This window comes from Tessaracoccus zhenghani (genome assembly GCF_055326325.1).
Genome location: NZ_JBUZNQ010000001.1, coordinates 308,693 through 320,679 on the forward strand (window position 1 = coordinate 308,693; position 11,987 = coordinate 320,679).

11 protein-coding genes and 3 tRNA genes are annotated in these 11,987 nt (G+C 69.5%); 5 read left to right on the forward strand and 9 right to left on the reverse strand.

The features are described from left to right. Window positions 1-41: 41 nt before the first annotated feature. The 3 genes from rpmG to ACZK4S_RS01375 all read right to left on the reverse strand — a co-directional run bounded on the left by rpmG (window position 42) and on the right by ACZK4S_RS01375 (window position 445). Window positions 42-212 (reverse strand): 50S ribosomal protein L33, encoded by a 171-nt coding sequence (gene rpmG, locus ACZK4S_RS01365; RefSeq protein WP_076060775.1) that lies wholly within the window; start codon window positions 210-212, stop codon window positions 42-44. Between the two features lie 48 nt (window positions 213-260). Then, window positions 261-336: transfer RNA gene (locus tag ACZK4S_RS01370), tRNA-Met, on the reverse strand. A 36-nt stretch (window positions 337-372) separates the two neighbouring features. Beyond that, a tRNA-Thr gene (locus tag ACZK4S_RS01375) sits at window positions 373-445 on the reverse strand. Window positions 446-570: 125 nt separating this feature from the next. Here ACZK4S_RS01375 and putP point away from each other — a divergent pair. Further along, a complete protein-coding gene (gene putP / locus ACZK4S_RS01380; protein WP_463643125.1) occupies window positions 571-2,058 on the forward strand; it encodes a sodium/proline symporter PutP in 1,488 nt (495 codons plus the stop codon). A 1-nt stretch (window position 2,059) separates the two neighbouring features. Here putP and deoD read toward each other — a convergent pair whose 3' ends face one another. Both deoD and ACZK4S_RS01390 read right to left on the reverse strand, forming a co-directional pair. Then, complete coding sequence (gene deoD / locus ACZK4S_RS01385; RefSeq protein ID WP_076060780.1) at window positions 2,060-2,770, reverse strand: purine-nucleoside phosphorylase; 711 nt, start codon at window positions 2,768-2,770, stop codon at window positions 2,060-2,062. A gap of 87 nt (window positions 2,771-2,857) precedes the next feature. Next, window positions 2,858-2,942 (reverse strand) — tRNA-Tyr (locus ACZK4S_RS01390). Window positions 2,943-3,067: 125 nt separating this feature from the next. On the opposite strand from ACZK4S_RS01390, the gene ACZK4S_RS01395 reads away from it, so the two are divergent. Next, complete coding sequence (locus tag ACZK4S_RS01395; RefSeq protein WP_076060782.1) at window positions 3,068-3,559, forward strand: YajQ family cyclic di-GMP-binding protein; 492 nt, start codon at window positions 3,068-3,070, stop codon at window positions 3,557-3,559. A gap of 17 nt (window positions 3,560-3,576) precedes the next feature. Continuing rightward, a complete protein-coding gene (locus ACZK4S_RS01400) occupies window positions 3,577-4,458 on the forward strand; it encodes an exodeoxyribonuclease III (RefSeq protein WP_076060785.1) in 882 nt (293 codons plus the stop codon). Here ACZK4S_RS01400 and mptB read toward each other — a convergent pair. The 4 genes from mptB to ACZK4S_RS01420 are packed head-to-tail and all read right to left on the reverse strand — an operon-like array spanning window position 4,418 to window position 7,049. After that, on the reverse strand, window positions 4,418-5,917 hold the full coding sequence (gene mptB / locus ACZK4S_RS01405) for a polyprenol phosphomannose-dependent alpha 1,6 mannosyltransferase MptB (protein WP_463643126.1): 1,500 nt from the start codon (window positions 5,915-5,917) through the stop codon (window positions 4,418-4,420). The genes ACZK4S_RS01400 and mptB overlap by 41 nt on opposite strands. Further along, a complete protein-coding gene (locus ACZK4S_RS01410) occupies window positions 5,901-6,221 on the reverse strand; it encodes a 4Fe-4S binding protein (RefSeq protein ID WP_076060790.1) in 321 nt (106 codons plus the stop codon). The genes mptB and ACZK4S_RS01410 overlap by 17 nt, the downstream gene beginning before the upstream one ends. Continuing rightward, window positions 6,218-6,670, reverse strand: a complete 453-nt coding sequence (locus tag ACZK4S_RS01415) for an NADH-quinone oxidoreductase subunit C (RefSeq protein ID WP_463643127.1) — start codon at window positions 6,668-6,670, stop codon at window positions 6,218-6,220. The genes ACZK4S_RS01410 and ACZK4S_RS01415 overlap by 4 nt, the downstream gene beginning before the upstream one ends. Next, window positions 6,663-7,049 (reverse strand): NADH-quinone oxidoreductase subunit B, encoded by a 387-nt coding sequence (locus tag ACZK4S_RS01420; protein WP_143570924.1) that lies wholly within the window; start codon window positions 7,047-7,049, stop codon window positions 6,663-6,665. Before ACZK4S_RS01420 ends, ACZK4S_RS01415 begins: the two co-directional genes overlap by 8 nt. A 58-nt stretch (window positions 7,050-7,107) precedes the next feature. On the opposite strand from ACZK4S_RS01420, the gene ACZK4S_RS01425 reads away from it, so the two are divergent. Both ACZK4S_RS01425 and ACZK4S_RS01430 read left to right on the forward strand, forming a co-directional pair. Further along, a complete protein-coding gene (locus ACZK4S_RS01425; protein ID WP_463643128.1) occupies window positions 7,108-10,260 on the forward strand; it encodes a DEAD/DEAH box helicase in 3,153 nt (1,050 codons plus the stop codon). 66 nt (window positions 10,261-10,326) lie between these two features. Beyond that, window positions 10,327-11,964 (forward strand): hypothetical protein, encoded by a 1,638-nt coding sequence (locus ACZK4S_RS01430; protein ID WP_463643129.1) that lies wholly within the window; start codon window positions 10,327-10,329, stop codon window positions 11,962-11,964. Window positions 11,965-11,987: the final 23 nt, after the last annotated feature.

Genomic DNA, 11,987 nt, shown 5'->3' on the forward strand with positions numbered 1-11,987 from the left:
CCCCCTGGACGGGAGCGGCCGTTGTGGTGAGCGGTGGGGGTTCAGCGGGTTTCGCGGTGCGCCTGGTGCGTGCGGCAGCGCGGGCAGAACTTCTTGAGTTCGAGACGATCCGGCGTGTTACGACGGTTCTTCTTCGTCACGTAGTTGCGCTCCTTGCATTCGGTGCAGGCGAGCGTGATGATCGGGCGGACATCCCCGGACTTCTTAGCCATGATCTTCCTTAGCTTGCGGCGCGTAGCGCGTGTTCTCTGCTGACAATGTGGTGACGAGGGCGGGAATCGAACCCGCGACACAGCGATTATGAGCCGCTTGCTCTACCGACTGAGCTACCCCGTCAGGAGTTCTTTCCCTGGTGGAGCAGGGAAAGAACAGAGCCCCCATGCGGAATCGAACCGCAGACCTTCTCCTTACCATGGAGACGCTCTGCCTACTGAGCTATAGGGGCCAGCCGACGACCAACAGTACATCACCCAATTCGGAGAGCACAAATCGGGGGTTCTCCTTCCTGAGACCCGTCCGATCGGGGTTTTCGGTCGATCTGCGGGACCCCCGCCATTTAGGCTTCGGGCCATGATCTGGCAACTGACAGCGATGGCCCTGTACATGGCCGGCATGCTCTACATCGGGTACCGGGCCACCAAGCAGGTGGAGGACCTGGACGACTACATGCTGGGTGGCCGACGGCTGTCCCCCGCGGTGGCGGCCCTTTCGGCCGGCGCCTCGGACATGTCCGGCTGGCTGATGATGGGCCTGCCCGGTGCCCTGTACGCCGCCGGTCTGTTCCAGGCGTGGATCGCCATCGGCCTCACGGTCGGCGCGTGGTTGAACTGGCTGCTCGTCGCGCCGCGCCTGCGCAGCTACACGGAGATCGCCCGCAACTCGATCACCATCCCGTCGTTCTTCCAGCACCGCTTCCGCCACGACTCCCCCGTCATGCGCGTCGCCGCCAGCCTGATCATCCTGGTGTTCTTCACCTTCTACGTCTCCTCCGGCATGGTGGCCGGCGGCAAGTTCGTGGAGTCCACCTTCGGCCAGCCCTATCTGCTGGGCATGCTGATCGTCTCCGGCGTGGTCATCACCTACACCCTGTTCGGCGGCTTCCTGGGCGCCACGTACACCGACGTCGTCCAGGGCATCCTGATGTTCGTGGCGCTCCTGGTGGTGCCGGTCATCGGCCTCATCGCGGTGGGCGGGCCCGACGAGGTGATGGCGGGCATCCGAGCGGTCGAGGCGCAGGACGGGGTGCCGCGCCTCAGCCTCAGCGCGGGCGGCACGCTGATCGGTGGCCTCTCCGCGGCCGCGTGGGGCCTGGGCTACTTCGGCCAGCCCCACATCATCGTGCGCTTCATGGCCATTCGCTCCGCCCGGGAGACCAAGGTCGCCCGCCGCATCGGTGTCACCTGGATGGCGCTCGGCCTCGTGGGCGCCTGCGCCACCGCGCTGGTCGGCATCGCCTACTTCAACCAGCGCCCCAACGAGTTCGTCTCCAAGGACCCCGAGCAGGTCTTCCTCGTCCTGTCCTCCGAGGTGTTCCACCCGTTCCTGGCCGGCCTCGTCCTGGCTGCCGTGTTGGCCGCCATCATGTCCACGCTGTCGTCGCAGCTCGTGGTGTGCTCCTCGGCCGTCATCGAGGACCTCTACAAGCTGGTCACGAAGCGGACGATGACCAAGCGTCAGGAGGTCGTCGCGGGCCGCCTCGGCGTGCTGGCCGTCTCCGTCATCGCGCTCCTGCTGGCCATCAACGACGACAACCCGGCGGTGTTGTTGCTCGTCGCGTTCGCCTGGGCCGGGTTCGGGGCCAGCTTCGGACCGACGATCATCCTGAGCCTGTTCTGGAAGCGCCTCACCTCACAGGGAGCGCTGTGGGGCATGGTGACCGGTGCCGTCGTCGCCTTCGTCTGGGGCCGGACCGAGGCCCTCAGCAGCACGCTCTACGAGATCGTGCCCGGCTTCCTGGCGAACCTGCTGGTGGCGGTGGTGGTGTCGCTGCTGACGGCTCCCCCGGCGCCCGAGGTGGTCGAGGAGTTCGAGGAGGCCGTCGCAGCGTCGAAGGCCTGACTCAGGCGCGCAGCGCCGCGACGGCGGCCTGCAGCGAGTCCGTGAACATGGTCTCGCGTTCTTCGGCCGTGAGGTCGCCCGAGCCGTCCTTGAGATGGTCCGACACGGTGAGCACTGCGAGCGCCTCCTTGCCGTGCGCGGCGGCGCAGGCGTACAGACCGGCCGCCTCCATCTCGACGCCGAGGGTCCCCAGCTTGTCGAGCGCGGGGATGATGTCCATCCGCGAGGAGTAGAAGAAGTCGCTGGTGTAGACCGATCCGACGTGCACCGTCCGACCGGCGCCCCGAGCCTGGTCCACGGCACCGCGCAGCATGTCGTAGCTGGCGGCCAGCGACAGGCTCACGCCGGGCACGTCGATGGTGGCCACGCTCGAATTGGTGTGGGCGGAGACCGCCACGATGACGTCCTTCACCTTCACCTTCGACGAGATGCCGCCGCAGGTGCCCACCCGGCAGATGCGCTCCACCCCGAACTGCGAGTACAGCTCGTTGGCGTAGATCGAGAGCGAGGGCACGCCCATGCCGGAGGCCATGGCGGTGACGGGCACGCCGTCGAACGTCCCGGTCCAGGCCCCGATGCCGCGCACGTCGGAGACCAGCCGGACCCCCTCCATGTGGTCGCGGGCGATCCGCTCGGCGCGCTTCGGGTCACCGGGCATGATCACCAGGGGGGCGATGTCGCCGGGTTCGCAGGCGATGTGGGGAGTGGCCATCGTGGGCACCTTTCTCAGTGGGGCTTGCGCATCACACACTAGGTGCGAAAACACGAATAAGGCCCCGAATCAATCCGATTCGGGGCCTGGTGGCAAGTGTTGGATTCGAACCAACGTAGGCTACGCCGACGGTTTTACAGACCGCTCCCTTTGGCCGCTCGGGCAACTTGCCATTCACCGGTTTGACCCGGCGACGCACAACTCTAGCAGGAGGAATCCGGCAGGTACAAAGCGCCTCCGGGGGAGTCCGTGCTGGCACAATGTGAGGACCGATCACCGACCGAACCCAGGAGAGACATGGCTGCGGACAGCTCATTCGACGTCGTCAGCAAGGTGGACCGCCAGGAGGTGGACAACGCCCTCAACCAGGCGGCCAAGGAGGTTGGCCAGCGCTTCGACTTCAAGAACGTCGAGGCGAAGATCGCCTGGTCCGGCGAGGCCATCGAGATGGAGGCCAACTCCGAGGAACGGGTCAAGGCCATCCTGGACGTGTTCCAGACCAAGCTGCTGCGGCGCGGCGTCAGCCTCAAGGCCCTGGAGACCGGCGACCCCCGCGTCTCCGGCAAGCTCTGGAAGATCACCGCCAGCACGCGCGAGGGCATCAAGCAGGAGGACGCCAAGAAGGTCTCCAAGCTCATCCGCGACGAGGGACCGCGCGGCGTCAAGACCCAGATCCAGGGCGAGGAGCTGCGCGTCTCGTCCAAGAGCCGCGACGACCTGCAGGCCGTGCAGCAGTTGATCAAGGAAGCGGACTTCGACTTCGCCGTGCAGTTCGTCAACTACCGCTGAGGCTAAGCTTCGGCACCATGCGCATCGGTACCCACAACGTCAACGGCATCCGTGCGGCGCTCCGCCGCGGCTTCCGAACCTACTGGGACGGTGCCGGGGCCGACGTCATCGCCCTGCAGGAGGTGCGTTGCCGCGTCGGCGACCTCCCGCTGGAGGCGTTCGCCGGCTACCACGTGACGCTCGACGCGGGGCAACTCGCCGGGCGCAACGGCGTGGCGATACTCACGCGGGAGAAGCCCGCCCACGTGCGGGCCCTCTCGGAGTCGGCCACCACGGTGGCCCCGGACGGCGAGCCGGAGGAGGTCGACGCGGAGCGGATCATCAGCCGTGACCTGGCCTCGTTCGCCGGCGAGGGCCGCTACGTCGAGGTCGACCTGTCCGACGCCCCGCTGCGGGTGGCGTCGCTGTACCTCCCCAAGGGGTCCGCGTGGCCCTACGAGGAGGATGGCGAGGAGAAGTACCAGCGCAAGATGCGCTTCATGCGTGGGCTGGCCCGGGTGCTGACCACGTCGCGCCGGGAGGCCGCCGCGCAGGGCCGCGAGTTCCTCGTGATGGGCGACTTCAACATCGCCCACACGCGCCACGACCTGAAATCCTGGCGCACCAACCAGAAGTCCGAGGGCTTCCTCCCGGAGGAGCGCGAGTGGTTCGGCGCCCTGCTGAGCCCGCGCAGCCTCGTCGACGTGGTGCGCCGCCTGCACCCGGACACCGACGGCCCCTACAGCTGGTGGTCGTGGCGCGGCCAGTCCTGGACGACCGACGCGGGGTGGCGCATCGACTACCACCTGGCCTCCCCCGGCCTCGCCGCCCGGGCGACCCGGGCCTGGGTGGGCCGGGAGGCCACCTACGAGGAGCGGATCAGCGACCACTCTCCGGTGCTGGCTGACTACTCTCTGTGATGGGTTGGCGCAGCTCGTGGGTGTGCACCGCCCAGTAGGACGCCCCGAAGAGGATCAGCACCATCATCCACAGCCCGTTGCGGATGCCGAAGTTCATCGCGTTGAACCCCAGCAGGATCACGGTGGCCACGATCGCCCAGCGCAGCGCCCGTGACGACGGGCGGGTCACCGGCAGCAGCACAGCTCCCCACAGCAGGTACCAGGAGTGAATGGCCGGGGCGCTGAAGGCGAACCACAGGAACGAATAGCTGATGAAGTGCAGCGGCCGCTTGCCCAGGTGCCGCCACGCGAACCAGCCGATGCCCGCCACGGCCGCCACGGCGCCGATGCCCCGGAACACCGTGATGACGGCGCGGCCGGTGGGATCCAGGCCGGCCCAGGTCACCGGGTACTGCACGATGAAACCGGCGACGGTGAACGGCGACACCGTGTCCACCATGCCGGGCACGTTGATGGCGTTGACCCAGCCGAAGCCGAGCCCCGACACCAGCGAGATGGCCGCGAAGACGGCCACGGACAGAGCGAGCGACGCCGTCGCCTTCAGGGCCGCCCACACCGTCGACCGCCACCGCCACGACGCCCAGGGGTGCACCAGGAACGGCAACGCGACCGAGACGAGGAACGCGGGCTGCTTGATGGCCGCGGCCAGGCCCACGATGAGGGCGCCGAGCCACCAGTGTCGCCACTTCAGGGTGACCCAGATGCCCAGCAGCATCAGGCCCGTCATCTGGGAGTCGTTGTGCGCCCCGCCGATGAAGTCGATGACCAGGATCGGGTTGAGTACGGCGAACCAGCTGGCCATGGCCGGATCGACACCCACCCGCTCGGCGATCCGCGGCACCATCAGGCCGATCAGCACCACGCCCACTAACGCCGGGATCCGCATCAGGACGGCCGAGAGGTACGGGTCGAACGCCGCCAGGTTGACGAGCCCGTGGCTCATCCACAGCGACAGCGGGCCGTACGGAGCCGTCGTGCCGCGCCACACCCACGCCACCTGGTCGGCGTAGTAGCCGGGCAGAATGCCGGGGCCGACGGCATAGGGGTTCAGCTGGTTGTGGATCAGCCACCCGTGGGCGGCGTAGGAGTAGGCGTCGTGCGAGAAGATCGGCGGGCCGAACAGCAGCGGCAGCGACACGATCGCCAGCACCGCCCAGTGCCGCAGTTGTGGCTGCCCCAGGGCCCGACGGCGCGCCGGCCGGAGCCTGAACCACGCCTCGAGCATGAGGGTCAGGCCGAGCAGCGTGGCGATGGTGCCGAACCAGCGGGTGGTTGGCCCGTCGATGCGCCAGGCGCGCAGGACGTCCCAGATGGGTGAGGCCTGCGGGAGGTACGCGGGGCTCAGTGAGCCCATGAGGATGCCGAGGCTGCCGAGGAAACCGAACCAGACCCCACGTGTGGCGCCGGCCTGCCTCAGATCTGACCACGCGCCCCGGGCGATGTCACCCGTGCGTCGCACCGGGGGCCAGTTGCTCGCGGTGGTGCAGCAGGTCCACCAGGCGGTCTGCCGAGGGCACGTGCGCGCCGCCCCATACGAGCGCGTCGGTGGGGCACTGCTCGATGCACACGCCGCAGTACATGCACAGGGACCAGTCGATGGCGAAGGTGTCGAGCACGTTGTGGGTGCGTGGGCGGGCGCCCGGCGCGGGCACCGTCTGCTCCTGGTGCGACGTGAGCGTGATGCACCACGTGGGGCACTCCCGGGCGCAGATCATGCAGGACGTGCAGCGTTCCTCGATGAGGTCGATGGAACCGTGGATCATCTGGCGCCCTCCACCCCGGGTGGCAGCAGCTTGCGGCGGCCGGGCTCGGAGGACCCCGGCTCCACGGCACCCGGCCAGGGCCTGGCCTGGCGCGGCTCGAGAAGGACGTCCTTGCGCAGGGGGGTGCCGCCGGCGTGGTGGATCAGGGGGCGGTTGTCCCCGCCGTCGAAGGTGACGCCGAAGAAGTCGTGCACCTGGCGCTGCAGCCAGGCGGCGCCCGGGAAGACCGCCGCCACGTCCGGCAGGTGCGCATCGTCGCGCGGGGTGCGCGTCACCAGGTCCACGCGGTCGCGGGTGACCGGGTTCTCGAGCGTGAGGATGATGCGGATCTCGTCGGAGCGGCCCAGCTCGTCGACGGCGGTGAGGTTGATCAGCAGGCTGAATCCGGCGCGGCGGGCGGCAGCCGTCTCGTTCGCCCACTCCTCCACCGGGATCTGGTACTCAGCCACGCAGGCCCACCAGGTACTCGTCGAGCGCGGACGGCGGCGGTGGGCAACCGGCGATGAAGTGGTCCACGGGCACCAGCTCCTCGCCGCCCTTCACGACGGCGTACGAATCCCAGTAGGGCCCGCCCACGCAGGCGCAGGCGCCGAAGGCGACCACCGTGGCGTCCGGCACCTGGTCGAGCGCGTGCCGGATGGCCGGGACCATCGGCGCGGTGAGCGTGCCGGAGAGAGTGACCACGATCCTGGCCCCGTCGGGGATGGACGCGGCGTCGACGACGGGGCGCGAACCGGCCGCTGACTGCGATTCGAGCGCGCAGCAGGCCAGCGGGACGTCGACGACGAAGATGTCGCCGTCTCCGAACCAGTCGCGTGCCATGAGCATGCCGAGAGTCTAGTGCGATACGGCACTGTCGGCTCGGGCGGCTAGACTCGCCCGAGCAATGACGACGACCTACCCGGACTGGGTCCCTCGACTGACCGACGCGGACCTCACTCTTCACTTCGGCGCACCGACGGTGGCGCGCGGGGCGCACTATGCCAACCTGGGGCGGGTCTCCAACATCCAGACGGCCGGTGTGCTGGCCACGGCACAGGTGCGCGGCAGCAACTTCCGGCAGTACCAGACGAGCGTCGCGCTCAACCGCGGCGTGCTCACCGCCACGTGCAGCTGCCCCATGCGCGCCAACTGCAAACACGCGGTGGCCCTCATCCTCAGCATGCGCACCCCGTCGCTCACCCGCCCCCAGGTGTCCTGGCGGGCGCTGCTGCAGCCGCTGATGGATCAGCCCACGGTGGCGGACGGCTCGCCGATGGCGTTGGTCTTCAGCGAGGACGGCGCGGAGCTCGGCATCGCCCCCGCCCGGTTGGGCGCCCGCGGCAACTGGGTCCGCTCCGGTGTCGGCTGGGCCGAGATCATCAGGGACCCGGGGAACCTGGACCCGTCCCACCTCGAGGCCGTCCGGGCCGTCCTCGAATCCCGCGACCTGTCCAGGGGTGGCGGCAACTGGGTGCCGCAGGTGCTCGCGTTCAACGACCTCAACCCGGGCGTCTGGGAAGCGCTGCGCCGCGCCTCCGCCGCCGGCATCGAGTTCATCCCCGGCGCGGCGGCCTCGGGACGCACGATGGCCCCGCCGGTGGTCTCGGCCCAGCCCTTCGAGCCCACGCTGCTGCTGCGCCGCGACGACGGCGGCCTGAGACTGGTCCCGGCCGTGCACGACGGCGAGGACACCATCGAGGTGACCGGCCGGGCGCTGTTGGGTCGCCCGGCACACGGCGTGTCGTTCCCACGCGAGGGCGAGTTGGTCCTGGGCGCGCTGTCGCGCCCACTGGACCAGTCGGAGCAGCGGGTCTTCGCGCACGGGTCCATCACCGTCCCGGAAGCGGAGGAGGCGGCGTTCTCCGCCGGCTTCCTGCCGCAGTTGCGCCGCCGGCTCCGGGTGAAGGTGGCCGAGGACGTGCACCTCTCGGAGCCTGAACCGCCGAAGCTGCTCCTCCGGGCCGAGTTCTCCTCGGATGCGGCCACCCTGGAGTGGGGGTTCCGCTACCGCATCGGCACCACCGTCGTCGACGTGCCGCTGCAGGCCCGCGCTTCGGAGGCGCACCCCCGCGACTACGCCGCCGAGGCGAAACTGCTGCCCCTGGCGGCGAGCCCCTGGTTGCAGCCGCTCTCCCATCGGCGCCCGGAACCCACCACCCTCACCGGACGGCCACTGATCGGCTTCGCCAGCGACACCCTCCCGGACCTACAGGCGCACCCGGACGTCGAAGTGGAGTCCACGGGCAGCGCCCGGGCCTACCGCGAGGCCGAGGACCAGCCGGACATCGAGCTCAACGTCACCGAATCGGAGCGCGGCGACTGGTTCGACCTGGGCGTCAACGTCACCGTCGGCGGCGAGCCCGTGCCGCTGGCCGAACTACTGGCCGCCCTCACGTCCGGCGACGACCACCTCGTCCTCGATTCGGGCGTCTGGTTCTCGCTGGACGTGCCGGAGCTGGTCCAGCTCCGCGAGCTCCTCGACGAGGCGCGGCTGCTGATCGAGCACGACGGCGACACCATCCGCCTGCGGCCCGAACACGCCGGCCTCTGGGAGGAACTGGTCTCGCTCGGGGTCGTCGCCGAACAGTCCGCCGCGTGGCGGCAGTCGGTGCAGGGCCTGCTCGACCCCGATTCGCTCCCCCCGGTGGACCTCCCCAAGGGCCTCGACGCGGAGCTGCGCCCCTACCAGGACACCGGTTTCCGCTGGCTCACATTCCTGTGGCAGACGCGGCTGGGCGGCGTCCTCGCCGACGAGATGGGCCTGGGCAAGACCCTCCAGTCGCTCGCGTTCCTGCAGGCGGTGCACGAGCGGGGCGATCTGACGCATCCCGCACTCGTCGTGGCGCCCACCTCCGTCATCGGCACCTGGGTGGCGGAGGCGGAGCGGTTCGCCCCGGGCCTCACCGTAGTGCCCATCACGGAGACACACGCCCGACGCGGCACCCAACTGCCGGAGGCGATCGAGGGGGCAGACCTCGTCGTGACCTCCTACACGCTGCTGCGGCTCGAGGAGGAGGCCTACCGGGACCTGGAGTGGTCCGCCGTGCTGCTCGACGAGGCGCAGTTCGTGAAGAACCACACGTCGAAGGCATACAAGGCGGTCCGCCGGCTGCGCGCGCGCCTGAAGGTGGCCCTCACCGGCACGCCGCTGGAGAACAACCTGATGGACCTGTGGTCGCTGCTGTCGATCGCCGCCCCCGGGCTGTTCCCGGACCCGAAGGCGTTCACCACGGCCTACCGCAAGCCCATCGAGAACGGCAACCGCGACGCCCTGGCCCGCCTCCACCGCCGGACACGCCCGCTGATCCTGCGCCGCACCAAGGCCGCCGTCGCGGAGGAACTGCCGGACAAGCAGGAGCAGTTGGTGCCCGTGCAACTCGCCCCGGCGCACCGTCGGATCTACGACAAGCACCTGGCCCGCGAACGACAGAAGATCCTGGGCCTGGTGGGAGACCTGCAGCGCAACCGGATCACCATCCTGCGCTCGCTCACCATGCTGCGCCAGCTGAGCCTCTCCCCCGTCCTGGTCGACGGCGACTACCCGGCCGCCTCGGCGAAGATCGACGCGCTGCTGGACCTGCTCGACGAGGCCCTCGCCGAAGGCCACCGGGCACTGGTGTTCTCGCAGTTCACCGGGTTCCTGGGATTGGTGCGCGAGAGGCTCGACGCGGAGAAGATCAGCTACGAGTACCTCGACGGCAGCACCCGCAACAGGGCCGAGCGGATCTCCGCCTTCCGGGGCGGCGAGGCCTCGCTGTTCCTGATCAGCCTGAAGGCCGGCGGCTTCGGCCTCACGCTGACGGAGGCGGACTACGTCTTCATCCTGGACCCGTGGTGGAACCCCGCGGCGGAGGCGCAGGCCATCGACCGGACGCACCGCATCGGGCAGGACAAGCCCGTCAACGTCTACCGCCTCGTCGCGGAGGGCACCATCGAGGAGAAGGTGGTGGCGCTGCAGGAACGCAAGCGCGCCCTGTTCGACGACGTGGTGGGCTCCGGTTCAGACACCGCAGCCCCCATGAGCGCCGCAGACATCCTGGGCCTGATTCAAGACTGACAAGGTCTGTGGGCTAGGCTCCGTGATCGGTGAACACGTCGCGAGAGCGCTGGGGAGAAGAACCTGATGAACCGCCTGAAGACCGTCGTGCTGGCCGCGCTCATGGCAGTGGGCGGCGTGCTGCTACCCACCGTCACGGAGGCCCCGGAAGCGGCTGCACTCGACGTGTACACCACGCCCGGCACCCACACGCTCAACGGCCGCCAGTGGAAGACGGCGTGTGCCGCGTACTCCCCGACGATCGACCGCTGCCGCACGGAGATCTACGCGACGCAGATCACCCGCGACGCGGCCGGCCGCTTCACCCAGGCCAACGGCTGGGCGTTCAACAACCTCACCTACAAGCCGGTGGCGCACAAGTTGTGGGGCAACAACCCCCTGGCCACCCCCGGCGAGTGGATGGAAGGTGGCCGTAGGTGGCGCACCGAGTGCGGCACCGCGGCCACCGGCAAGGACGGCTGCCGCAGCTACATCCACGGGACCGCCTACACCTCCGTGGGCGGCCGGATCGAGGCCGTCAACCAGTGGATGTTCAACAACATCGTCCGCGTCACACCGGGCTCGATGAAGGTGGGCCTGGAGGCGGACCCGATCCGACGGGCGCCGGACTTCCTGCACGGCCGGCGGTTCTTCACGCTGGGCACGATCATCACCAACCCGAACGAGGGCGGCCAGGCACGCGGCACCGGCCGGCTCAGCCAGGTGGAGCTCGACCCGGCCGGCAAGGTGGGCACGTTCAGGGAGAGCTACTGGTCATTCACCTGGGACATGGCGCGCGAGTCCGACTACGGCGCCTTCCGCACCTCCATCGCCGACCGCCCCACCGGCTGCACTGTCAGCGCCCCGGACAACGCCGACCGCCTCCGCATGGGGCTGCCCGCGTTGCCCGCCGGCACCTGCGACGTGCGGGCGGCCCGGTCCTTCACCGCGAAGCCGACCGTGCGCTACGGCACCTATGACCACTCGGGCGGCAACCGCCTCCGGTTGTTCTGGAACAACTCGTTCATCACGGAGACCTACCTCGACGCCACCGCCGGCGGCGCCGCCCACAGCGAGCTGCGCCTCGCCGCCCACACGCACCAGGGCAGCGTCAACGCGCTCGGTTTCATGTTCGGTTCGACGAAGGCGCCGGCGGCCGGCCGCTCGATGGTCCCGGAGACCCAGAAGCAGCCGCCGTGGCTGCCGCCCCGCTCAGTGAACCCGGCCGTCGTGACACAGTCGCTCTTCCCGAGCCCGGCCGGGGGCGCGGACAAGACCCTCTGGGTCCAGAACCTCGCCACGCCCACCCTTCTCCCGGTGCGGCAGTCCTTCCAGTTCCGCGATTACCAGGACGCAGGGCGCGGCTGCATCGTGACGAAGCCGGAGTTCCGGGGGCGGGTGTCCCCGTCGGGCTGGCACTCCTACTTCTGTCCCCTGGCGGACAACGGCAAGCTGGTCTGGCACCACATGGCCGCGTCGCTGGTGGCGGAGGGCCATGGCCTGTGCGGGATCGGCGACTGGAGCAAGTGCACCGCCGCCAGCCCCCAGACCGTCCGGTTCGGGCTCCCGGCACGGGCCGGCGGCCACGTCTACGCCGGGCTGCAACAGATCGACGACAACAACAGGCTGGCCGCGATCGTCGGCCTGGAGACGAGCATGTACAACCACAAGGCGAGCTCGCAGTCCGCCATGTCGCTGTTCGCCGCCGTGTCCCCTGACAGCTGAACCGGGATTTCGCCGAGCGATCG